This is a genomic window from Kribbella sp. NPDC055110, from assembly GCF_053607525.1.
The window spans coordinates 22,378-44,912 of sequence record NZ_JBSGTS010000023.1; the positions used below are offsets into that span (position 1 = coordinate 22,378).

A 22,535-nucleotide genomic window follows, 5' to 3' on the forward strand; every position below is an offset into this window, starting at 1 on the left:
CCGACCTCGACGGTGAGGTGCCGCCCGCCAGTGGCGCCTCGCTGGTGTGTGGGCGAGCAGGCTGCGGCTGTGCGTCTCGGCCTGATGGGGGCCCATTCACCCAGGTGGGGTGGTGAACGGCACTCACTCGTTCATCGCCCCACCGGTTCAACTCTTCACCTGCAGTTTGTTAGGTGGCCCTCGAAGCTGGGCAGACTGACCTGCGTTCGGTCCCCAACCGCCCCTGGGAGTAGCCGTGTCCCGTTTCATGCGTCCGGCGCTGCTCGTCACCGCCGTACTTGCCCTCCTCGGCTTCGGCATCACGCCGTCGAATGCCGCCACCTCGATCACGGTCGCGACCGCGATCGGCCGCCAGGACAACTCCACGGCGTCCGTCACCGGGTACGTGGTCGGTCAGCCGACCGCCACCAGCACCGTTGTCCGCAGCAACTTCCCGAACGACTACGCGCTGGCGCTCGCCGACTCGGCGTCCCAGACCAGTACGTCGTCGATGCTCTACGTTCAGATCCCGACCGCGTTCCGCGCGTCGTACGGACTGCAGAGCAACCCGAGCCTGCTCGGACAGCAGATCACCGTCACCGGCACGCTGGCGGCGTACTTCTCGCACCCCGGACTGAAGAACGCGACCGCGTTCACCGGCGGTGGCGGCTCCGACCCGGGCCCGGATCCGGGTGACTACTACGCCGGCGCCGAGGGCAAGACCGGAGCGGCGCTGAAGTCCGCGCTGCACACGATCATCTCGAGCCAGACCAAGCTCACCTACGACCAGGTCTGGGACGCGCTGAAGGTCACCGACCAGGACCCGAACAACAGCAGCAACGTCATCGAGATCTACTCCGGCCGCTCGATCAGCAAGACCCTCAACGGCGGCAACGCCGACGACTGGAACCGCGAGCACGTCTGGGCCAAGTCCCACGGCGACTTCGGGACCGCGACCGGCCCGGGTACCGACATCCACCACCTCCGCCCGGAGGACGTGACGGTGAACTCGGCCCGCGGCAACCTCGACTTCGACAACGGCGGTACGTCGGTGGCCCAGTGCACCGGCTGTACGGCGGACTCGGACTCGTTCGCGCCGCGTGCGGCTGTCCGGGGTGACGTCGCCCGGATGATCTTCTACATGGCCGTGCGGTACGAGGGCGACGACGGGTTCGCGAACCTCGAGCTGAACGACTCGGTCAGCAACGGCACCGCGCCGTACATCGGCAAGGTCTCGGTGCTGAAGGCCTGGGCCGCCGCCGACCCGCCGGACGCGTTCGAGAAGAACCGCAACGAGGTCATCTACAGCCAGTTCCAGCACAACCGGAACCCGTTCATCGACCACCCGGAGTGGGTCAGCTCGATCTGGCCGTAAGGGTCAGCGGTTCTGCTGCACGTCGTGCTTGGTGCCGAGGGCGGGCCGGTGGTCTACGGTCCGCCCTCCGGTCGTCGTGAGCTGCGCCTGGGACCTGCCCGGCGCGGCGATGCCGGACAGCGCAGTGGACGTGCCGAGCCGGGTCTGGACCCAATCCTGGAAGCCTGGATCGGTGACGTGGATCTGGTGCCCGGAGCGGGTCAGCAGGCCGCGTGAGATCAGCGTCTTGGACGCGTTGTCGAGGTCCCAGCGATCCGCGGTCGCGGTCCGGGACGGGATCGGTACGCCGTGGGACCCGTGCGCGGCGGTCTTCGCGAGCAACGCCATCTCATGGTTCGAGCAGTTCGACCAGGCGGCGGCGTACAGCGCCCGGGATCGCGTGTTCAGCCGGGCGGCCGCGGTCACGGCGATCTCGGTGGTGATGGTGTTCTCGCCGGGCTGAACGAGCTCGAGAGCCGCGCCGGCCAGCGTCCGCAACCTGCTCGGATGACCCTTTGCGTCCTGCACCAGTTTGTCCACAGCACTCGGCTCGCAGCGGTAACCCGACTTCGCCAGCGGCTCGACGAGTGCCTTGCGCATCTCGTCGGCGTTCAGCGGCATCAGTTCGCGGACGTCGAGCTTCAGCTCGGTCTCCGTCCCGGAGCGGCCACCTGATGCCGACAGCAGCCGGGACTCCATCTGGTTGCCGCCCGCCGCGATCAGGAACGCCGGCAGCCGGTTCTCGTGCAGGGTGGCCGACAGCCCGGTCAGGGCGACCAGATCGCGGGCCGACGCGGCGTCCAAGTTGTCGACCAGCAGCACGATCGGCTCGCGGCGCGGCCCGGCCATCTTGCCGAGATGTTCACCGAGCTCGCTCAAGGTGCGGCCGACCGAGTCCTTCGTGACGCCTTCCCAGGCCCGGTGGACGCCGATCTTCGGTCCGGGCGAGAGGCCGGCCCGGAGCTGCGCGGTGCTCATCGAGTTCTTGGTCCGGACGGCCATCCGGTTCAGGATCTCTTTCAGCTCCTTCACCTGGTCGGCCGGGTACCGCTTCTTGAAGGTGTCCAGCTCGTCCTGGACGGCGCGGATGATCCTGGCCTCCACCGACTCACGCCGGGAGGCGCTGAAGCGGATCGCGATCCACCCCTCCTGGTCGGCCTGGGCCTTGGTCCGGGTCAGCTCCTGGCTTGTGCCGATGCCGGGCGGCCCGGTGAACAGCACCGTGGTTCCGATCGGATCTCGCTGTTCCAGCGAGATCGGCCGGCCGTTCTTGTCCAAGCGGTCGATCTGCTCGACGAGCTGATCGGCCGCACCGAACACCTTGGTGACCGCAGCCCGGTCCCCGGCCAGGTGCACCGGTTCCAGGTTGGCCGCGGGCCGGCCGGTCTCGGGTCCGCGGACCGGCCCGGGTGTCTGATCGAGGTGTGTGTTGAGCCAGTCCCGGAATCCTTTGTCGGGGATCGTCACGAGCTGGCCGTCGTGCTCGCGGAGCATTCCGCGCGCGACCAGTTCCTGGCGCGCCTTGTCGACCTGCTGCCACTCGTCCGACAGGTCCGGACGGGTCTGCGGCGGCATGTACAGACCGTTCGTTCCCTGCGCCGCGACGGCGGCGAGGAGATCCTTCTGGGCGTGCGTGGTCTCCGGCTGGTTCCACCGGCTCTGGTAGCTGTGTTCGGAGTCCGTCCAGACCCTGGTGGTCGCTGCTTCCGCGGTCGCCGCCGTGATCCCGTGCTCCGGGTCCCGCATCGCGACAGCGGCCAGGGCGAACTTCCGCAACTGGCTCGGGTTGCCGTTGGCGGCGCGGACCAGTACGTCGATGCCGTCGTCGTCGTACGGGATCTGCTCCCGGTCGAGCGGTTCGGTCAGGGACAGCGCCAGGTCCGCGTCGGACAGCGGCTCGAGCTCGCGGACACTGAACTGGTTGGTGATCGTGGTCGCGATGCCGGACATCCGGCGGGACGCGTGCATCAGCGAACTCGTCGACTTCGTGCCGCCGGCGATCACCAGCCAGACGGGGCGATCCATTTCCTCGAGGTGGATCGCCAGGTCGTTGACGCCCGCCTGGTCGAGCTCCGACGCCGCATCGATCTTGTCGATCAGCAGCAGGATCGGCTCGTTCTCGTGGCCGGCGATCCGGCCGAGCTCGTCGGCGAAGTCGTTCAGCGTGGTGCCGAGCTTGCTGTGCGCGCTGGTGTCCTTCTCGTGCTTACCGACGAACTCGAGCGGGACGGGGCCGCCACCGACCCGGAACTCGAACCCCAGCCGGGTGTTGCGGCCGCTGTCGGTCAGGTCCCGGACCGTCTTGCTGAGGTCGCGTACCCGGCGCCGGCCGAACTCGTCCCGCAGGTCGTCGAGCTTGTTCCGGAAGGCGGTGGTCAGGTGGTGCTCGAGCGGGATGTCCTCGGACGCGGTCACCCTGATGGTGGTCCAGCCGTGGATCTCGGCCAGATCCTCCGCCCGGTTCAGCTCGGTGGTCTTGCCCATGCCGGGCGGACCCTGGAACAGGATCGCCTTGCTCTCCGGCAGCTCGCCGGTCAACGAGAGCGGTGCCCCGAGCTGGTCCCGGCGCGCGATGAACTTCGCCGGGTGCCCGTCCGCTCCGAAGACCTGGCTCATTGGAACAGCGTGCGGACCGTAGCGGTACCCGACACGGTCGGTGAGTTACCTACCGGTTAACACTCGCCTCCTGGAAGTTGAATCACGGGCTCGCGGCAACCGGTCTACCCCTACCGACCCGATCGCGCAGACCTGAGCCGAAATCCTTGGAAGCGCCCTGTGCCGCTGTCACGCTCGGTGCATGAGAATCGGACGAGTGCTCGGTGCACTGCTCGCGGCACCGTTGGTGCTGGCCGTCTTCCCGGTCGGGGCGCAGGCCGCTCCCGACCCCGACCTCAAGATCGACTCGATCACGCTGAACAAGACCAGCGTCGCCGTCAGCGGCCTCAACACCGCACCGGTCACGGTGACGGTGACGGGCACGTACGGCGCCGACGCCAAGACGCCGGTGAACGTGATCCTCGAGCGCACCGGCGGCTCCGGCCAGGAGCGGACGCTGTTCTCCACGAACCTGCCGCGGCTCGCGAACGGCACCTGGAGCGGGCCACTGCAGGTCCCGTCGACGGCGAACGGCACGTTCAAGGTGACCGGCGTACTGACCGGCCCGTTCTTCCCGGGCAGCGGCAGCATGACGGACCCGACGCCGTACGCCGGTCCGTCGCTCGCGGTCACCGGGACGCACCAGCCGAAGATCACCGCGTCGGTGTCCCCGAAGGTGGTGCCGTTCGGCTCCGGCTTCTCGATCAAGTGGGCGGTCACCGACGCGCAGACCGGCAAGCCGTACGGCAGCAAGGTCCGCGTCGTCCTCGGGACCGACAACATCTGCGCCGAGTACTCCGGCCCGGGCTACACGCACCTCACCGGCACCAACGGCGTGGTGACCAAGGCGTACACGGCCAACGACGCCGAATGGGTGAACTGCCTGCTGCTGCCCGGTAACCCGGCGTCTGTCGGCGGGCAGGGACTCGTCGTGGCGCGGCCCGGCGTCGTGTCCGCGTCACCGTCGAAGACCAGCGCACCGGTCGGCACGATCGTCCCGGTCAACGGATCGGTGATGGGCGCGCCGTCCGCCTGCAAGGTGCAGTTGCAGCGGCTGTACGGCGCCTCGCAGTGGCGGACCGTCGGCACCGGCGCGATCCGTTCCAGCGGACGGTTCACGCTGAACGCACAGCCGGCGTACAAGGGCTTGATCCCGTACCGCGTGTACTTCCCGAAGTGCTACAACTTCCAGGCCGGCGTCAGCAGGGCCTTCTCCATCCGCGGAACCTGACCTGTTGGGCGGGGTGAGTTAGGCTGGCCTAACTTATCCCGCCCGAGAGGACCGTGGTCGCGTGACCAGCCCCGCACCCCGCCGTAACCGCGTCTGCAAGCGCGCCGTCGTCCTGCGGACCGAGCGGATCACTCCGCACATGATCCGCGTCGTCCTGACGTCCGACGACTTCGCCGACAACGGCTTCACCGACCACTACGTGAAGCTGCTGTTCTGCAAGGACGGCGTCGAGTACCCCGAGCCGCTGGACCTGGGCGTGGTGCGGGAGACGTACCCGGCCGAGCACTGGCCGACCATGCGGACCTACACCGTCCGGAACTGGGACGAGGCGACGCGGGAGCTGACCATCGACTTCGTCCACCACGGCGACGAGGGTGTCGCGGGTCCGTGGGCGGCGTCGGCGCAGTCGGGTGACGTGGTGTGGTTCAACGGCCCGGGCGGTGCGTACGCGCCGGACGAGGCGGCCGACTGGCACCTGCTCGTGGGTGACGAGAGCGCCCTGCCGGCCATCGGTGCCGCGGTCGAGCAGCTGCCGCCGGGTGCTCGTGCGACCGTTCTGCTCGAGGTGGCGGACGAGACCGAGGAGCAGAAGTTCGGCGGCGCGGGCGACGCTGATGTGCGGTGGTTCCATCGTGCGACCGCCGACGGTGAGCGTGGCGACGGGCTGGTCGCGGCCGTCGAGGCCCTCGACTTCCCGGAAGGTACGCCGCACGTGTTCGTGCACGGCGAGGCCGGGTTCGTGTTCCGGATCCGCAAGAACCTGTTCCAGGACCGCGGACTCAGCCGGGACCGCGTCTCGCTGTCCGGCTACTGGCGGCTCGGCAAGAACGAGGACGGCTGGCAGGCGGAGAAGGCCGAGACCTCCCGCCAGCAGTCTTCCTAGACCTCAACTGCCCCGGCGCGCGGTGAGTACGTCGATCAAGGTGGTGGCCTGGTTCGTCGGGAGGACCCAGTCCTCGCCGTTCGCCTGCAGAATCACGGCCGGGCCCTGGCTCGCGACCGCATGGGTCACGGCGATCGGGAACCGCAGCCGCTCCGCGCCGGAGAGCGAGAACTCGTAGGTGCCGGTGATCGCGGTCAGCGGATAGGTGCGGAGCTGGTGGTCGGCGCGCGGGATCGGGTGCGCCTGGACAGTGACCGAATCCGCGCCGACGAGAACGGCGGCGAGCGGGATGCCACGGAGCCGGAAGACCAGCTCGTACGGCGTACCCGCCAACTCGGGGACGAACGGGACCAGCAGCGCGCGGTCGGCCGCGCGCGCCAGAGCCAGCCCGCCGACGATCCCGAGGATCAGGCCGGGCAACGCGAGGATCGCCGGCCACCAGACCCCGACCGCCAACGGGAACAGGGTCACCATCAGACCGGTCAGACCACCGAACAATCCGGCGACCCCGAGCCACCATCGCGGCTGGTACCGATGCCGCCGCCGCAGCACGAACCCGACCCCCAGCATCACGACCGGCACAACAAGCCCGATCCACGCCGCCGCCGTACCCGTCGACGCAATCACCGCGACGACCACCAGCAGCACCACCGGGATCCCCAGATAGATAACCGCCACGATCCGCCGCACCCGCCGAAGCCTGCTCTCCACGCCAAGACCCAACCACATCCCGCCCGAACCACCTACTCGCGGCCCAGATCGCCTCAGCTACGAAAATCCAGGCGGAGCGGCCTCGAATCACCTACTGTGCCGAGGGTGATCGAGATTCCCGCGAAGCTCGTCCGGAACCACAGTGAGAAGGCGTCCGACTGGTTGGCGGGGCTGCCCGGGGCGGTCGAACGGTACGTCGACGAGTGGCAGCTGACCGTGTCCGGCGACCCGTTGAGCGGCGAGGCGTCGCTCATCCTCCCCGTCGTACGGCGGGACGGGACCGCGGCGATGCTCAAGCTGCAGAGCGTCAACGAGGAGTCCGAGAGCGAGGCGCTCGCGCTGCGGACGTGGAGCCACGACGATGTCGTCGAGGTGTTCGAGGACGATCCGGAGACGTCGACGCTGCTGCTCGAACGCCTCGAGCCGCGGACCCTCGACGACCTGCCGGACGACGTCGAGGCGACCCGGATCCTCGCCGAGCTCCTGAACCACCTGAGCGCCGTACCCGCCCCGCCCGGCATCCGCCATCTCTCGGACATCGCCGCCGGGATGATCGAGGACGCACCGCGGCTGATCCCTCGCCTTTCCGATGCGGCAGACCAGCAACTGGTACGGCGGTTCGTCGCGCAGGTCACCGAGCTGCTGCCGGAACCCGGTGACCGCCTGCTGCACTGGGACCTGCACTACTACAACGTGATGGCTGCGCAGCGGCAGCCGTGGCTGGTGATCGACCCGAAGCCGCTCGCAGGTGACCCGGCGTTCGAGCTGTTCCCGGTGCTGTGGAACCGGTGGGAGGACCTGGTCGCGACCGGCGACGTGGCGCAGGCGATCCGGGACCGGTTCGACCTGATGCTCGAGGTCACCGGGATCGACCGCGACCGGGGACTGGCCTGGACAGCGGGGCGGATCCTGCAGAACGTGCTGTGGTTCACCGCCGACGGCGACACCCGGATCGAGGCGGAACTGAAGGCGGTCTCGGATGCCCTGTTCGTGTGATTACATAATTACGTGACTACTCCGACGCTGTACGAGTGGGCCGGCGGGCACGAGGCGCTGCGCCGGCTGACCGACGTGTTCTACGACCAGGTGCTCGAGGACCCGATCCTCGCACCGGTCTTCGCGCACATGAGCGAGAACCACCGCGAGCACGTGGCGATCTGGCTCGGCGAGGTGTTCCGCGGCCACAGCCGCTACACCGACGAGCTCGGTGGCTACCCGGCGATGCTGTCGCACCACCTGAACCTCGGGCTGACCGAGGAGCAGCGGTCGCGCTGGGCCGCCCTGATCGCGAGCAGCGCCGACCCGGCCGGGCTCCCGAAGGATCCGGAGTTCCGCTCGGCGTTCGTCGCGTACGTCGAATGGGGCACCCGGATCGCGCTCGCGAACTCCCAGCCCGGCGCGACCCCACCGCCGAAGGCCCCCGTCCCGCACTGGGGCTGGGGCGAGGCCCCGCCGTACCAGCCCTGACAGGCGTCGGGGGTCTCGTCGTTGGGTAGAGTCCCGGTTCACGTTGTGTCTGCCAGCGGGGATGCGAGGGTTTACCTGTGACCGCTCAGCTCGAGTACCCCGACATCCAGGAATCCGACGCCTTGCTGTCCGTCCAGAACCTGTGGAAAGTGTTCGGGCCGAAGGCCCAGCGGATTCCGCGCCGGCCGGAGCTGGCGGCGCTCGACCGGGCGGACCTGTACGCGAGGACCGGCTGTACGGCGGCCGTTCGCGACCTGAGCTTCGACGTCGCACCTGGTGAGGTGTTCGTCGTGATGGGGCTGTCCGGTTCGGGCAAGTCCACGCTGGTCCGGTGCCTGACCCGGCTGATCGAGCCGACCGCCGGGCGGCTGGTCTTCGAGGGCGAGGACCTGCGCGCAGCCGACGAGAAGCGGCTGCGCGCACTGCGGCGGAGCAAGTTCTCGATGGTGTTCCAGCACTTCGGGCTGCTCCCGCACCGCAAGGTGATCGACAACGTCTCGTACGGCCTGGAGATCCGCGGCGAGAGCAAGCCGGACCGGCGGCGTCGTGCGCAGGAGGTCATCGACCTGGTCGGCCTGTCCGGCAACGAGCACATGTACCCCGAGCAGCTGTCCGGAGGCATGCAGCAGCGGGTCGGCCTGGCGCGGGCGCTCGCGAACGATCCCGACGTACTGCTGTTCGACGAGCCGTTCTCCGCGCTCGACCCGCTGATCCGGCGCGAGATGCAGACCGAGGTCGTCCGGCTGCACCGCGAGGTCGGCAAGACGATGGTGTTCGTCACCCACGACCTGTCCGAGGCCTTGAAGCTGGGCGACCGGATCCTGTTGATGCGCGACGGCGCCGCGGTCCAGCTCGGCACCGGCGACGAGTTGGTCGGGGCGCCGGCCGACGACTACGTGCGCGAGTTCGTCCGCGACGTACCGCGGGCCGACGTACTCACGCTGCGCTGGATCGTTCGTGACCCGCGTCCGGACGAGCCGCTCGACGGCCCGGAGCTCGGGCCCGATGTACTGGTCCGGGAGGCGACGCGGCTCGTGCTCGAGTCCGATCGCCCGGTGAAGGTCGTGGACGGCGGCACGCTGCTCGGGGTGATCTGCGACGAGGAGATTCTCGCCGTCGTGGCGCCGCCGAACGACAAGACCGCCTGATGGCTGCCATCACGAGCGACATCGAGGTCGAGGTACGCCGGCCGCGGCGCAGTGTGATCGTCGGCGTGCTGCTCGTCGTCTGGGTCGCGGCGTACTTCGTCCTGCGCGGCATCGACACGCTCGTCCTCGGCGGGCAGGAGACCACCCCGCTGCATCGCTGGCTGACCGATCACCGCGACGACGTCGGCCAGGGCAACGTGTTCTTCGACGCGATCCGGATCGTCGTCGACCACTTCGTCGTACTGCTGCAGAACGTCATCTCGCAGCCGTCGTACGACCGGCCGGTCCCGGTGATCGGGTGGCTCGGGGTGGTCGCGATCTCGGCGTACTGCGCGTGGGCGTTCGGCAACTGGACGGTCGCCGTACTGACTGCGTTGGGCCTCGGGTTCGTCGGGCTGCAGGGGTTGTGGCAGGAGAGCATGGACACGCTCGCGCTGACCATCGCCGCGGTGCTGCTGTCGTTGCTGGTCGCGATTCCGCTCGGGATCTGGGCCGGGTTGTCGGACCGTGCGTTCAAGGTCGCCACGCTGGTGCTCGACCTGATGCAGACGCTGCCGACGTTCGTGTACCTCGCGCCGCTGACGCTGTTCTTCGCGATCGGGCCGGCCGCGGCGACGATCGCCACCTTGATCTACGCGGCGCCGCCCGCGGTCCGGCTGACCGCGCACGCGATCCGCTCGGTGCCGCCGGAGAGCGTCGAGGCGGCGCGCTCGCTCGGCTCGACCCGTGGTCAGACCTTGCTGACGGTTCTGCTGCCGATGTCGCGGTCGACCGTTGTCGTCGGCATCAACCAGACCATCATGGCGGCGCTTTCGATGGTGACCGTGGCCGCGCTGATCGACGCACCGGGCCTCGGCCAGACCGTGCTGAAGGCGCTGCAGACACTCGATGTCGGCGTCGCGTTCAACGCCGGGCTGGCGATCGTGGTAATCGCGATCGTCCTCGACCGGGTGACGACGGCGGCGGGCGACCGGCCCTGGCGTACGGCGAGTGTGCGGCGGAAGGTCCTACTCGGCGCGGGCGCCGTCGCGGTGCTTGTCGCGGTCTGGTTCTCCCGCACCTACGTATGGGCGGCCGAGTTCCCGTCGGACGTCAACGTGGGCTCGCGGATCGCGATCGTCGCGTCCGATGTGACTGTATGGGTGCAGGACGTCTTCGGCGGGTTCACGTACGGCGTCCGGGACGCGGTCACCATCGGTCTCCTCAACCCGCTCGAAGCGCTCCTGACCGGGTCGCCGTGGTGGCTCGTGACCGTGGTCGTCGTCGCGCTGGCCTTTCTGCTCGGTGGCTGGCGAGGTGCCGTGCCGGCGGCGGTGTGCCTCGTGTTGCTGGTGGCGACGGGCGTGTGGCAGGACAGCATGGTCACGCTGGCGTCGACGCTGCTCGCGACGGTCGTGGTCGTGGCCGTCGGGCTCGCGCTTGGCGTGTGGGCCGGGCGGAATCATCGGGTCGACACCTGGATCCGGCCGGTGCTGGACGCGGGCCAGACGATGCCGCCGTTCGTGTACCTGGTGCCGTTCCTGGCGTTGTTCGGGACCAGCCGGTTCACCGCGATCGCGGCCGCGGTGGTGTTCGCCGTACCGGTGACCACCAAGATCGTTGCGGACGGCATCAAGGCGGTGCCGGTCGCGACCGTCGAGGCGGCGAACTCGGTCGGGTCGAGCTCCTGGCAGGTGATCAGCAAGGTGCAGCTGCCGGTGGCCCGGCGGGCGATCACACTTGCGGTCAACCAGGGCCTGATCTACGTGCTCTCGATGGTCGTGGTCGGTGGGCTGGTCGGCGCGGGCGCCCTCGGGTACGACGTGGCGGCGGGCTTCGCGCAGAGCGAGTTGTACGGCAAGGGGCTGGCCGCGGGGCTGGCGATCGTCCTGCTGGGCGTGATGCTCGACCGGATCACGCAGGCGGCGGCCCGCCGTACCCAGAACTTCCAAGGCGCTACTCAATTCAAAAGCAGGGGAGACAAGCGGTGAAGAAACTCCGGTACGCCGGTGTGCTGACGGCGGTCGCGCTCGCGCTGGCCGGGTGCGGTGGGGAGAAGGTCGGCGCGGACAAGCCGGCCGCCGGGGGAAAGGACTGCGGCACGTTCAACCTGACCGTGAGCCCGTGGGTCGGGTACGAGGCGAACGCCGCCGTGGTGGCGTACGTCGCGACCAAGGACCTCGGCTGCACGGTGGTGAAGAAGAACCTCAAGGAAGAGATCGCCTGGCAGGGCTTCGCCACCGGCGAGGTGGACGTGAACCTGGAGAACTGGGGCCACGAGGACCTGAAGAAGAAGTACATCACCACCGACAAGGTCGCGGTCGAAGCCGGCTCCACCGGGGTCAAAGGCGTGATCGGCTGGTACGTGCCGCCGTGGATGGCCGCCAAGTACCCGGACATCACGGACTGGAAGAACCTCGACAAGTACGCCGCCCTGTTCAAGACGTCGGAGTCCGGCGGCAAGGGACAGCTGCTCGACGGCGACCCGTCGTACGTGACGTACGACGAGGCGCTGGTGACGAACCTGTCGCTGAACTACAAGGTGGTGCAGAGCGGCAGCGAGACCGCGCTGATCCAGGCGTTCCGGGACGCGGAGAAGAACAAGAAGCCGCTGCTCGCGTACTTCTACGAGCCGCAGTGGTTCTTCAACGAGGTCAAGCTGGTGAAGATCAACCTGCCGACATACAAGACGGGCTGCGACGCGGTTCCGGCGAAGGTCGCCTGCGACTACCCGCCGTACGACCTCGACAAGATCGTCTCGAAGAAGTTCGCCGACTCCGGCAGCCCGGCGTACGACCTGGTCAAGAACTTCCAGTGGACCAACGAAGACCAGAACGCCGTCGCCCGGATGATCGCCGTCGACAAACTGACCCCCGACCAGGCCGCCGAAAAATGGGTCAAAACCAATCAGCCCAAGGTCAACACCTGGCTCGGCAAGTAATTCGGTCTACGTCGAAGCGTTCGGCTGGTGGGAGCGGGGCGCCGGTTTGGTGGCGTAAGGCTGCTGCTTCGGTGAGTAGGGCTAGGGCGCGGGCGGGGTTCTCGGTCGCGCCGGCCAGGCCTTCGAGGGCGAGGGCGATCGCGCGCTGGTCGCCGATCTCCTGGGCGAGCCGGAGGCCGCGCTCGTGCAGGGTACGGGCCGTTGCGTAGTCGCCGCGTTGTTCGGCGATGAAGCCGAGCTGGTTGCTGATGAACGCGATACCGGGGGTGCCGCCGACCTGGGTCAGCCAGTCGAGCCACTTGGTGAAGTGCCGCTCGGCGTCGTCGAGGCGGCCCTGGCGGCGGGCGGTGAGGCCGAGACCGACCTCGGCGTACTCCTCGGCCGACTTGTTGGACTGCTCGATCGCCAGCAGCCGGGCCCGCTCGTGCAGTTCGTCGGCTCGCGCGTAGTCGCCGGTCAGCAGCGCGATCCGGCCCAGGCCCGCGGTGCGGAACGAGACCTCTGCCCACAGCCCGAGATCCTCCGCGTGCCGGATCGCCTCCTCCAGGTACGCCGTAGCGGTCGGGTAGTCACCGCTGATCTCGGCGGCCACGATCAGCGTGTACGTCGCCTGCAGCCGGCCCCAGTCGTCGTCGAGCGCGTCGAACAGCTCGAGGCTACGCAGGCTGTCCCGGCGCATCGCGCCCAGATCCGCGCGCACGATGTTCAGCTGCGCGCGCGTGCTCAGCGCCGCCGCGAGACCCCAGCGGTCGCCGCGCTCGGTGAACGCCTCGATCGCCCGGTCGATCCGCGTGAACAGCACCTCCGCGTCGCCGTACGCCCAGCGGGTCATCGTCAGGAACCAGAGCGCGTGCGGGTCGTCGCCGACGGCTCGCAGCGCTTCCTCACCGGCTTCTGCAGCATCGGTGCCCTGGGCGTCGGTCGCCGCCATGCCCGCCAGCCAGACCATGGCCTGCGCACGGAGCGCTGGCTCCTGGTCGGGCAAGGCGAGAGCGGCGGTGAGGGTACGACGTGCTTCGCCGAGCCGGCCGCGCAAGTACCGGTACCACGCGAGCGCCGTCGCGAGCTCGAGTGACGGCGGAGCGGCCCGGAAGTTCGCTGCCTCCTGGTCGAGCCGCCGAAGCCACTCCCGCTGGCCAGGCCCGTGCAGGTCGGCCTGGCGTGCGAGCGCGAGGTAGTAGGCCGCGTGCCGACCACGGACGGCTGTCTCCTCGCCGGCCTCGCTCAGCCGTTCCAGACTGTAGGCAGCGACAGACTCAAGCAATCGGTACCGACCGCCGCTAGCGACCACCAGCGACTTGTCGACCAGTGCCAGCAGGAGGTGCTCGGGCAGATCGCTCACTTCGGCCGCCGCCTCCAGTGAGAACGTGTCGGCCTGGACCGCGAGTCTCCGGAGCATCTGGCGCTCCTCCTCGTCCAGCAGGTCCCAGCTCCAGTCGATGGTGGCTCGCAGCGTGCGCTGGCGTTCCGGACCACCCTTGCCGCCGGTCAGCAACCGGAAGCGGTCGCCCAGCCGCTCGGCGAGTCCTTGGACGCCCAGTGCGCGCACACGGGTCGCGGCCAGCTCCAGCGCGAGCGGAATGCCGTCGAGCCGTGCGCAGATCGCGGTCACGTCGTCGGTGACACCGGCCCGGGCCCGGAACAGCTCTCTAGCGGCTGCTGCTGTCAGGGGCGGTACGTCGAGCACTCGCTCACCAGTCAGGCCGAGAGGCTCGCGGCTGGTCGCGAGTACGCGTAGACCGGGAGCTGCTGCGAGCAAACGCCGTACCAGGTCTGCCAGGTTCAGGTGCTCGCAGTTGTCCAGGATGAGCAGGAGCTGCCGGTTGCTGAGTGAATCGAGCAGCCGCGGGAAGAGGTCGGTTGACTCGTCGCGGAGACCCAGTGCGGTGGCCAGCGCTTCCAGTACGTCGTCCTGCTGCAGCGGAGCGAGCTCGACCAGACGCGCATTGCTCGCGCTGCGGCCGAGCTCCAGCGCCAGACGCGTCTTCCCGACTCCACCGGGACCGACCAGCGTCAGCAACCGGTTTGCTGCCAGCAGGTGTTGTGCGTCGGCCAGCGTCTCGTCGCGGCCGATCAAATCGTTGAGCGGCTCCGGGAGCGAGGACGGGCGGCGGAGCTCGTGGCGCAGGATCGCCTGGTGCAGCTCCTTCAGTTCCGGCCCGGGGTCAGCGCCGAGCTCTTCGGCCAGTGCCTTGCGGAGCTCGGCGTACTGGTCGAGCGCCTCGTGCTGGCGCCCGGCCCGGTAGAGCGCCTTGAGGTGTACGGCGTGCAGCCGCTCGTCGAGCGGGCGCTGCTGGACCAGGGCGGTCGTCTGCTGCAGTACGTCGTCACCGCGGTCGGACAGCTGCTCGAGCGCGGTCAGGTACAGGTCCTCCAGGTGCTCGCGGGTCGCCCGGGCGAACTCGTGGTCGGCGTACGGCTGTCCACGCCACAGAGCTAGCGCCTCCTGCAGCCGGCCCGTCCGCACGTGCTGCTCGAAGATGTTGCTGTCGACAACGTCTGCGGTGAGCGTGTAGCCGGCGGGGCCGTGCTGGACGAGGCTGCGCGCGCCCGGCTCAGCACGGTCCAGTGCGCTGCGCAGTTGGGAGACGCGGGCCTGCAGCGTGCCCGTCGCGTTGCGCGGCGGCATGGCGCCCCACAGGTCGTCGATCAGCCGGTCCGCGCTGACCGGGCGGCCCTGGTTCGCCAGCAGGTCGAGGAGTAGCGTCCGGACCTTCGTGTCGGGTACGGCGACCGGTTCGCCGGCGTCCGTCCGCACGAGCAGCGGACCGAGCACCCCGAAGTACATACCCGTAGTAAACCCGTAGCGCGTTCTTCGAGCATCGGGTGCATGAGTTCACGTGAAGCAGTAACAGTGATCGGGCTCGGTGCGATGGGGTCCACGATGGCCAGGACGTTCGTCGCGACCGGCCATCCGACCACCGTCTGGAACCGGACGCCCGGCAAGGCGGACGGTCTGGGAGCGGTACCGGCGGCGACCGCGGCCGAGGCGGTGGCCGCGAGCAAGGTCGTCGTGATCAGTCAGGTCGACTCCGGCGCGATGTTCGAGTCGCTGGCCGAGGCGGACCTGCGCGGGCGGGTGCTGTTCAACCTCAGCTCGGACAGCCCGGAGCGGTTGCGGAGGGCGGCCGAATGGGTGGCCGAGCGCGGCGGGACGCTGGTGACCGGCGGCATCATGGTGCCGCCAGCGGGGATCGGGCAGCCCGGTTCGTACGTGTTCTACGCCGGACCCGCGGAAGCGGTCGCCGCACACCAGGAGACGCTGGAGGTGCTCGGCCGGGTCGACCACGTCGGCACCGACCCCGGGCAGGCAATGCGTTACTACCAGGCCATGCTGAACATCTTCTGGACCACGTTGATCAGCTACTTCTACTCGGCGAGCCTGGTCGGCAGCGCGGAGAAACTCCGCCCGTACGCCGCGACGATGCTCACCGATCTGACCGCGGACGGTCCGATGGGCTTCCTCCGCATCCTGACCGGCGCGATCGACTCCGGCACACACGACGGCGGTGACAGCAACCTCCACATGCAGGCCGTCGGAGCCGAGCACGCCGTACAGGCATTCACCGAGGCAGGCCTCGACGTGACCGTGCCGGGTGCGGTAGCCGCACTGTTCGCCCGCGCAGACGCCGCCGGGTACGGCGCCGACGGCCTGAGCGCACTGGTCGAACTGGTCAAGAAGGGCGACTAGTCAACGTGCACTGCCCGTCGGCGCAGTCGCGTTGAAGTTTGCCGCGGGACAACCGCGCTGCAGGTGCCGAGTAGCAGGACCGTGACGGCCGCCGCGACGATGATCCAGGTCATGAGGTGCTCCTTCGTCGGGGTGCGATTTCGGGAGTAAGAGGCACCGGCCGGGCGAAAGGATTCAGGCTGAAGCGGGCTTGAGCTTGTACACACGGGCCAGGGGCAACTATCACGATGTGCGGGAGCAACGCCGACGACACGCCGATTTTCGGACAAAACCGGGTAAGTTCTCTCCCATGATCATCGTGACAGCTGCACTGAAGGGCGGGGTCGGGAAGACAACCACGTCGGTGTACTTGGCCGCGCTGGCATCTTCCAACCGTCGCACAGCCACTCTGATCGACGCCGATCCGCAGGGTAGCGCCGCGGACTGGATCGCAGAGTCCGAGGACGAGCACCTGAACCGGATCGAGATCGCGGAGGCACCGACCGAGCGGCTGCTGAGCAAGGCGGTGGACAAGGTTCCGCCCGAGGGTATCGGCATCGTCGACATGCCGCCGTCCCACGAGCGGATGCTCAACAAGGCGCTCGAACGGGCCCGGATCGTGATCCTGCCGACGCGGGTCGGCGGGGTCGAGACCCCCCGGGTCAAGGCGGTGCTGGAACTGGTTCCCGATCACATCCCGGTCGGCCTGGTGATCTGCTCGGCGCGGACCTACACGCGTTCGTACCAGGAAGCCATGCAGCAGTACGCGGAGGAGAACATCCCGGTCTGGGGCACCATCCCGGAGCGCGTCTCGATCACCGCCGGCCCCACCGGCCCACTCGCGGCCGACGGCCTCGAGTCCTACAAGAAGGTCTGGCGCAAAATCCTCGCCGCCGCCCGCAGTTGAAACTCGAGGGGATATCCGGCTCTTGTGACTGGTGTGTGGGTGGTCGACGGGTTCCGGGGCGGTGCCGGGCTTGGTGTGATGTGCACGCTCGACAGGACATGTCCAGTGAACAGGTAGTGCACCTGAGCGTGAACGTGTCCGTGCGTACACCGTCTCGCCGGTGCACTACCTGTCGAGCGTGCACATCAACCCGCCACGAGCCGCCGTCCCGCCACCAACTCCATCACCCGCCTACCCGTCCGGCAGCCACCCGTCCGGCACAAGAACGGATATCCCCTGGCGTTGTGGGTTCTCCCCTCTAACACCAACGGAGAAGCCACAACACCATCGGATATCCCCTCCTGTGCGGAGGGCTCTCGTCGCGCCCGACCTCGGCGCCGGCCGACGGGATGGACCGGGCGGTGGTGCGGTGCGGGTGGTGCGTGGGGTGGTGCGGTGCGGGCCAGCGGTGGTGTGGTGCGGGCGGTGCGTGCGGGCGGTGCGTGGGGTGGTGTGGTGTGGGCGGTTGTGCGGGCGGGCGGTGGGACTGGAGACAGGGGCTGGTGGGGGGAGACAGGGAATGTCGGGTTGCAGGTCTCCATGGCCTGTTGCGAGTCTCCGGATGCCGCCACCGACGCCCACATCTGACCGGAGCGCCGGATGTCCGCTCGTGCGGTCAGCGTTGGAGGGGTGGTTCGCCGCGGACGTACGAGCGGATGACGGTGGCGGCGGCGCCGCGGGCCCAGTCGTCGAAGGTGTGTGAGCGGAGCATCAGCCGGCAGTCCCCGGCCGCGCCGAACGCGTGCTCCGCGAACGCGCGCCGCATCCGTTGCTCGTACAGGTCGTACTCCGCGACGCCCTCGCCGGCGATGATCACCAGCTCCGGCCCGACCAGGTTCACCATCGCGGCCAGCGCGGAGCCGATCACCTCACCGGCCCGGTCGAACGCCTCGCGCGCCTGCTCGTTGCCCTCGTGCGCCAACTTGATCGCACCGGGCAGATCCAGGTCCGCCCGCCCGGTGGTCTCCCGCGTCCGCGTCAGGATCGCGTCCGACGACGCCACGGTCTCCACGCAACCGCGCCGGCCGCAGGTACACACCAGGTCGCCCGGCGCGAGTGGCAGGTGGCCGAGCTCGCCCGATACGCCGTACGCGCCAGAGACCACTTCGCCGTTGATGTAGAGCCCGCACCCGATGCCGGAGCCGATCGTCACGACGGCGAACGAGTCCGCGTTCACCCCGGCGCCGAACCAGTGCTCGGCCACGGTCAGCGCGCGGACGTCGTTCGATACCACGATCGGTACGCGGACCCGTTTGCCGAGCAGCTCTGCGACCGGGACACTGCGCCAGCCCATCAGCGGCGAGTCGCGCACCACGCCGTGGGTCGCGTCGACATCGCCCGATACCGCGATCCCGATCCCGGCGAGCGGACCCGCTGCAGCCGTACCGGACTTCAGTGCGGCGATCAGCGCCTTCACGTGCCCGGCGACCTGCTCGATCACCGCCTCCGGGTCGGTGCTGTCCAGCTCCTCGTGCCGCACGTTGAGGATGCCGGCGGTGAAGTCGGTGGTGACGCCGATCAGGCTCGTCGGCGTGACCTTGACGCCGATCACCGAGACGCTGCTCGGTACGACGGTCACCGGGCTCACCGGCCGTCCGATCCCGAGCTGGCTGTCGCCGTCCGCCGGCGCCGTCTGGTCGGTGACGAACCCGGTCTCGATCAGCGGCGCGACCGCCTTCGTCACGGCCGCCTGGGACAGCCCGGTCCGGCGCGCGATCTCCACCCGCGGGATCGGCCCCTGGGTCAGGATCTTGGTCAGTACCTCGACTCCCGCCGGAGTGGCCAACGGGAGGGGACGATGAGGACGCAGCGGCACGAGAACAACCTACCGGCGCGTCACGCCCCAGCGCCGGTTTCTGCCACAGTTGGAGAGGCCAGTGTCGGTGAGGCGAGGGCCCAGCGGATGGTTCGGGTGAGTCCGTCGCCTGCCGCCCGTACGACGGTCCGCTCGGCCAGCGGGAGGTACGGGAGCCGCAGCGGCAGCCTGGTCCACCACGGCAGCAGCCCGACCGCAGCAGCCGTCAGTACGCCGTACGCGGGCCGCACGGCCCACGGCACCGGCGGGTGCACCAGCATGAAGCGGGCGGCCTGGCGCGCTTCCGTCGTACCGCGGAGCTCAGGCTGGTACTGCTTCAGCAGGTCGTGCAGCTCGGCCACCGTGGTCGGTGGGTCGATCACCCCGAGTTTGCCCGCCACGAGCGCCGCATCCTCGACGTACTGATCCTGCTCCGTCGCGTTGAGCGGATGCGCGCCGTAGCGCTGGTGTGCCGCGAGGAAGCTGTCCACCTCGGCCACATGCACCCACTTGAGCAGGTGCGGGTCAGACGCCCGGTACTTCACCCCGTCCGGGCTGGTCCCGCGGACGCGCTCATGCACGGACCTGACATGTGCGATCGCCTCCTCGGCGTCCGGGACAGCGCCGTACGTCGTGATCGCCAGGAAGTAGCTGGTACGCCGCAGACGTCCCCACGGATCGCCCCGGTACCCGGAGTGCGCCGCCACGGCAGCCATCGCCAGCGGGTGCAACGACTGCAGCAGCAACGCCCGCAGTCCCCCGGCGAACATCGACGCGTCCCCGTGCACCCGCCGGATCGGGCTCTCGGGCGCGAACCAGCGCGGACCGGGCGTCTTGTGCACCCGGTCGCGCTCGGCGCGCGGATCCGGCCCCGCGACCTTCGTCAGAATCATCCGCGCGAGCTCGTCCCGGAGCGGGTTCAGTTGGCTGACCACCACACCACAACTAGACCACGTCGACGAAAATCGGGTTGGTGTAGAGCCAGATGCCGGGCCCGCTCCGCGCGTCAAGGTTGCGGGTGGCTCGCGGGTGCATGTTCGGCTTCAAGCAGGGAGTACAGCAGGGAATCGCGCCAGGCGCCGTTGGTGAAGACGTGGTCGCGGAGATGGCCCTCGTAGGTGAAGCCGATGCGCTTGACGACCGCGATCGACGCCTCGTTCTCGGGGCCGATCGCGGCCGTGACCCGGTGCCGGCCGAGAGCGCCGAACGCGAAGCCCAGCAGCACCCGGGCCGCGTCCGTGGCGTACCCCTGGCCCCAGTGGTCCGCGCCGATCGCGTACCCGAGCTTGGCGGCCCACGGCCCGCTCGGCGCGATCCGGCCGAACCCGATCACATGATCGTCGTCCGGCCGGGTCACGGCGAGCATGTAGTCGGGACGGTTCTCCTGCGCGGACCGCGCCACGATGCCGGCCAGGTTCTGCTCGGCCTTGGCGCGGTCGTAGCTGTCGAACGCCATCCAGGTGGTGACCCGGTCGTCACCGGCGATGGCCAGGTAGTCGTCGAGATCGGTTGTCCGGAATTCCCGCAGTACTGTCAGCCGTCCGCTGAGCTCCTCCATCCGCGCAGGCTACCGGGGGTAGGTCTGCATCGGGGTCCGGGTGAAGGTCTCGATCTCCTCCTGCAGCTCGCGGGCGTCGTCGGCCCGACCGGACTGCCGCAGGGCCTGGTGGACCCGGCGGGCCGAGTGCACCACGCCGTTGATCCGGCGCTCGGTCGGCAGCGTCAGCACCGGAGCCAGTGCGTCCGCCGCACCGTCCAGCTCGCCGCTCGCGATCCGGGTGATCGCCATCGCGGCGTGGCTGCCGGCGGCGTCGCCGAAGGCCCACTCCGGGTGGTTCTGGTCGGTGTACGCGTCGACGGCCTGGCTCGAGTACCTCTGCGCCTGCTCGACCTCACCGGGAAGCTGAGCGAGCGCGTCGGCGGCGTAGTACAGCTGACGGTTGCGGCCAAACGTGCACAGGCCGCCCATGTCGTCCAGGTCGTCGTTGTGGACCGAGTTCCACGCCTCTTCGGCGCGCTCCAGGGCGGCCCGGGTGGCCTCCGGGTTGCCGAGCGCGGCCCACGCACGGGCCTCGCTGACCGGGAGCCAGACGCTGGTGGTGCTGTTGGCCTGCTCCGCGTACCCGGCGCCGAGCTGCGCGTACCGCACCGAGTCGTGCGGGTTGCCGGCCCAGTAGGAGACCAGCGACTGCAGTCCGCGCACCCAGGCGCGCAGGCCGTGGTGGTCAGCGTTGTCGGCGCACATGAACGCGGTCCGCGCCTGGGTCAGTGCGGCGTGCGGGTTGCCGAGGTCGTGGGAAGCCTTGGCGAGCAGACCGCCGGTGACGCCGGCCAGGAAGTACAGCTGGCGGTGGTGCTCCGGGCGCTGGCGGCTCTCCAGCAGGCCGAACACCAGGTCCTGCGTCTCGACCAGCTGGCCGAGGATCTCCGGGAGTGGACGCTGCGGGTACGCCTGGGCGGCGTGGCGTACGTCGTCGTACACCTGTTCCATGGCCTCGCTTCCGAGACCGGACTGGGCCGCGAGGGCAAATGCCCTCGCGCGGCTGGCAGCCATGTCGAGAACCTCCATCTCATTACCTGTCGTGATCCGTCCACTCGCGGCAGGTGCCGGCACCACCTGGGCGGCCTGTTCCGGCACGTACGGCGCGAGGAGTTCCTCGACCGGCTTGCCGAACAGACGTTGCAGGGTGCGCCGGGTCTGAGGAGTGGTCCCTGCGCGCTCGCCCGATGCGAGGCGACGCAGGTGCCGCTCGGTGATGGTTCCACCCAGCTCGACGAACTCGGCGACGATCTCGGAGTAGGTCTGGTTCCGGCGCTGGATCAGGTACGCCAGGACCGTCTTTGGCGCATACCTACTCGCCATCGTTCCTCCCGTTCACGTCAGTCAGACGTTGTCTCGACTTGTGCCCCACGACAAGGTGCTGTCCCCCAGATGTCCGCGAGAGGACCGGAAGAGGTCCGGCAAAGGTCCGGTCCAGGTCCTAGAGCGGTCACGTTGGGCTCGTGCACCATTACTGCCATGACAACCAGTAAGTCCAACTGGTTGCAAGGGCTGAGAGTTACGGGGTGAGAGGTTGTGACCATCGCGGAAATGACGTCGAGACAGCACCGGCGCCGAGTCCGGGTCTGGTTCGGCGAGCACGTGATCGCGCAGTACGTCGCGGAAGCGCCGCTGGCGGCCCGCTACGAACAGGCGATGCGGCGCCGTTTCGCCGGTCTCAAGGTCACGAACGACCTGCTCGGCCCGCTCGACCCGATCGACTGAAAACCGCAGATTTCCGGGTCCTCCTCAGACCCGGTCTGCTGACCCTGGAGTCTCCTCACGTTCAGGGTCGGCGCTTGGAAGGTCCGTGGCACTCCTCAGTCCCGGACGAAACCCAAGGTGCGGTCCGGAGCACTCCTCAGCTCCGGACCGCACCGCCCACCTGACCCGGCTGGGCTTGGCGGCTGAGTTCCCTGTATCGCCGCCGCCCAGCCGTTCCAACCCACCTCCTGGCCGACACCTCGGGCCAGGCAGGGCCGAGTGTCCTGGGCGGTAGGACACCGGAGGCTCCCGACACCTCACCGGGAACCTCCCCCTTGAGGTGGCCGGCTCCGAGTGTGAGCGCCGCGCCTGGGCGGTCACACTCGGAGCCTTCAGTCGTTCTCACGCCAGGTTGGTCCACACCCACCGCCGCACCCACTTCGCCGCCGCAATGGCCAACTGGCTCCCCGAAGACCAAGCCACGTTCGCCGCCCTCCTGACCCGCTTCGTGACCGCCCTGGACCGCTAAATGTCCGCCCCAGGTCCGGTGCACAGGAACCGGGGCCAGGACACAGGAAATAACCTGTTCAAC

At 69.1% G+C, this 22,535-nt stretch carries 18 protein-coding genes; 11 read left to right on the forward strand and 7 right to left on the reverse strand.

The genetic code is table 11. The annotated features are described in order from the left end of the window. The first annotated feature begins 235 nt into the window (after window positions 1–235). Entirely contained in the window at window positions 236–1,354 is a 1,119-nt protein-coding gene (locus tag ACWF0M_RS28895) for an endonuclease (protein ID WP_452238867.1), read from the forward strand. A 3-nt stretch (window positions 1,355–1,357) separates the two neighbouring features. Here the strand turns inward: ACWF0M_RS28895 and ACWF0M_RS28900 are convergent, their stop codons facing one another. Then, on the reverse strand, window positions 1,358–3,949 hold the full coding sequence (locus ACWF0M_RS28900; RefSeq protein ID WP_452238868.1) for an ATP-binding protein: 2,592 nt from the start codon (window positions 3,947–3,949) through the stop codon (window positions 1,358–1,360). 181 nt (window positions 3,950–4,130) lie between these two features. On the opposite strand from ACWF0M_RS28900, the gene ACWF0M_RS28905 reads away from it, so the two are divergent. Both ACWF0M_RS28905 and ACWF0M_RS28910 read left to right on the forward strand, forming a co-directional pair. Next, window positions 4,131–5,159 carry a hypothetical protein gene (locus ACWF0M_RS28905; protein WP_452238869.1) on the forward strand — a complete coding sequence of 343 codons (1,029 nt, stop codon included), beginning with the start codon at window positions 4,131–4,133 and terminating at the stop codon, window positions 5,157–5,159. A gap of 61 nt (window positions 5,160–5,220) precedes the next feature. Then, window positions 5,221–6,042 carry a siderophore-interacting protein gene (locus tag ACWF0M_RS28910; protein ID WP_452238870.1) on the forward strand — a complete coding sequence of 274 codons (822 nt, stop codon included), beginning with the start codon at window positions 5,221–5,223 and terminating at the stop codon, window positions 6,040–6,042. A 3-nt stretch (window positions 6,043–6,045) separates the two neighbouring features. Here the strand turns inward: ACWF0M_RS28910 and ACWF0M_RS28915 are convergent, their stop codons facing one another. Continuing rightward, the gene (locus ACWF0M_RS28915; protein ID WP_452238871.1) at window positions 6,046–6,753 is read right to left on the reverse strand and encodes a hypothetical protein; all 708 of its coding nucleotides are present in this window, start codon (window positions 6,751–6,753) and stop codon (window positions 6,046–6,048) included. Between the two features lie 96 nt (window positions 6,754–6,849). Here ACWF0M_RS28915 and ACWF0M_RS28920 point away from each other — a divergent pair, with 96 nt between their 5' ends. The 5 genes from ACWF0M_RS28920 (at window position 6,850) to ACWF0M_RS28940 (ending at window position 12,288) form a co-directional block, all read left to right on the forward strand. After that, window positions 6,850–7,749, forward strand: coding sequence for an aminoglycoside phosphotransferase family protein (locus ACWF0M_RS28920; protein ID WP_452238872.1), 900 nt, complete (start codon window positions 6,850–6,852; stop codon window positions 7,747–7,749). A 12-nt stretch (window positions 7,750–7,761) separates the two neighbouring features. Beyond that, a complete protein-coding gene (locus ACWF0M_RS28925) occupies window positions 7,762–8,220 on the forward strand; it encodes a group II truncated hemoglobin (protein ID WP_452238873.1) in 459 nt (152 codons plus the stop codon). Between the two features lie 77 nt (window positions 8,221–8,297). After that, window positions 8,298–9,368 carry a quaternary amine ABC transporter ATP-binding protein gene (locus ACWF0M_RS28930; RefSeq protein WP_452238874.1) on the forward strand — a complete coding sequence of 357 codons (1,071 nt, stop codon included), beginning with the start codon at window positions 8,298–8,300 and terminating at the stop codon, window positions 9,366–9,368. Then, a complete protein-coding gene (locus ACWF0M_RS28935; RefSeq protein WP_452238875.1) occupies window positions 9,368–11,338 on the forward strand; it encodes an ABC transporter permease in 1,971 nt (656 codons plus the stop codon). Before ACWF0M_RS28930 ends, ACWF0M_RS28935 begins: the two co-directional genes overlap by 1 nt. Then, the gene (locus ACWF0M_RS28940; protein WP_452238876.1) at window positions 11,335–12,288 is read left to right on the forward strand and encodes an ABC transporter substrate-binding protein; all 954 of its coding nucleotides are present in this window, start codon (window positions 11,335–11,337) and stop codon (window positions 12,286–12,288) included. Before ACWF0M_RS28935 ends, ACWF0M_RS28940 begins: the two co-directional genes overlap by 4 nt. On the opposite strand, the gene ACWF0M_RS28945 is transcribed toward ACWF0M_RS28940, so the two are convergent. Further along, window positions 12,266–15,076: a BTAD domain-containing putative transcriptional regulator gene (locus ACWF0M_RS28945; protein WP_452238877.1), complete on the reverse strand. Its 2,811-nt coding sequence runs from the start codon at window positions 15,074–15,076 to the stop codon at window positions 12,266–12,268. The two genes, ACWF0M_RS28940 and ACWF0M_RS28945, sit on opposite strands and share 23 nt — an antisense overlap. Window positions 15,077–15,118: 42 nt before the next feature. Between ACWF0M_RS28945 and ACWF0M_RS28950 the strand changes: the two genes are divergently transcribed. Next, complete coding sequence (locus tag ACWF0M_RS28950; RefSeq protein WP_452238878.1) at window positions 15,119–15,979, forward strand: NAD(P)-dependent oxidoreductase; 861 nt, start codon at window positions 15,119–15,121, stop codon at window positions 15,977–15,979. Window positions 15,980–16,268: 289 nt separating this feature from the next. Further along, a complete protein-coding gene (locus ACWF0M_RS28955; RefSeq protein ID WP_452238879.1) occupies window positions 16,269–16,865 on the forward strand; it encodes a ParA family protein in 597 nt (198 codons plus the stop codon). Window positions 16,866–17,520: 655 nt separating this feature from the next. Here the strand turns inward: ACWF0M_RS28955 and ACWF0M_RS28960 are convergent. The 4 genes from ACWF0M_RS28960 to ACWF0M_RS28975 all read right to left on the reverse strand — a co-directional run bounded on the left by ACWF0M_RS28960 (window position 17,521) and on the right by ACWF0M_RS28975 (window position 21,562). After that, window positions 17,521–18,720: an ROK family transcriptional regulator gene (locus tag ACWF0M_RS28960; protein ID WP_452238880.1), complete on the reverse strand. Its 1,200-nt coding sequence runs from the start codon at window positions 18,718–18,720 to the stop codon at window positions 17,521–17,523. Window positions 18,721–18,740: 20 nt separating this feature from the next. Then, complete coding sequence (locus ACWF0M_RS28965) at window positions 18,741–19,637, reverse strand: oxygenase MpaB family protein (RefSeq protein ID WP_452238881.1); 897 nt, start codon at window positions 19,635–19,637, stop codon at window positions 18,741–18,743. 68 nt (window positions 19,638–19,705) lie between these two features. Next, complete coding sequence (locus ACWF0M_RS28970; RefSeq protein WP_452238882.1) at window positions 19,706–20,257, reverse strand: GNAT family N-acetyltransferase; 552 nt, start codon at window positions 20,255–20,257, stop codon at window positions 19,706–19,708. A gap of 9 nt (window positions 20,258–20,266) precedes the next feature. Further along, on the reverse strand, window positions 20,267–21,562 hold the full coding sequence (locus ACWF0M_RS28975) for an XRE family transcriptional regulator (protein WP_452238883.1): 1,296 nt from the start codon (window positions 21,560–21,562) through the stop codon (window positions 20,267–20,269). 228 nt (window positions 21,563–21,790) lie between these two features. Here ACWF0M_RS28975 and ACWF0M_RS28980 point away from each other — a divergent pair, with 228 nt between their 5' ends. Further along, window positions 21,791–21,964, forward strand: a complete 174-nt coding sequence (locus ACWF0M_RS28980) for a hypothetical protein (RefSeq protein WP_452238884.1) — start codon at window positions 21,791–21,793, stop codon at window positions 21,962–21,964. The last annotated feature ends 571 nt before the right edge of the window (window positions 21,965–22,535 follow it).

Coding starts and splice junctions, on each gene's coding strand:
- ACWF0M_RS28945 (WP_452238877.1), bottom strand. CDS start 15,076: ATGTACTTCGGGGTGCTCGGTCCGCTGCTCGTGCGGACGGACGCCGGC.
- ACWF0M_RS28970 (WP_452238882.1), bottom strand. CDS start 20,257: ATGGAGGAGCTCAGCGGACGGCTGACAGTACTGCGGGAATTCCGGACA.
- ACWF0M_RS28935 (WP_452238875.1), top strand. CDS start 9,368: ATGGCTGCCATCACGAGCGACATCGAGGTCGAGGTACGCCGGCCGCGG.
- ACWF0M_RS28900 (WP_452238868.1), bottom strand. CDS start 3,949: ATGAGCCAGGTCTTCGGAGCGGACGGGCACCCGGCGAAGTTCATCGCG.
- ACWF0M_RS28980 (WP_452238884.1), top strand. CDS start 21,791: ATGACGTCGAGACAGCACCGGCGCCGAGTCCGGGTCTGGTTCGGCGAG.
- ACWF0M_RS28905 (WP_452238869.1), top strand. CDS start 4,131: ATGAGAATCGGACGAGTGCTCGGTGCACTGCTCGCGGCACCGTTGGTG.
- ACWF0M_RS28975 (WP_452238883.1), bottom strand. CDS start 21,562: ATGGCGAGTAGGTATGCGCCAAAGACGGTCCTGGCGTACCTGATCCAG.
- ACWF0M_RS28955 (WP_452238879.1), top strand. CDS start 16,269: ATGATCATCGTGACAGCTGCACTGAAGGGCGGGGTCGGGAAGACAACC.
- ACWF0M_RS28950 (WP_452238878.1), top strand. CDS start 15,119: ATGAGTTCACGTGAAGCAGTAACAGTGATCGGGCTCGGTGCGATGGGG.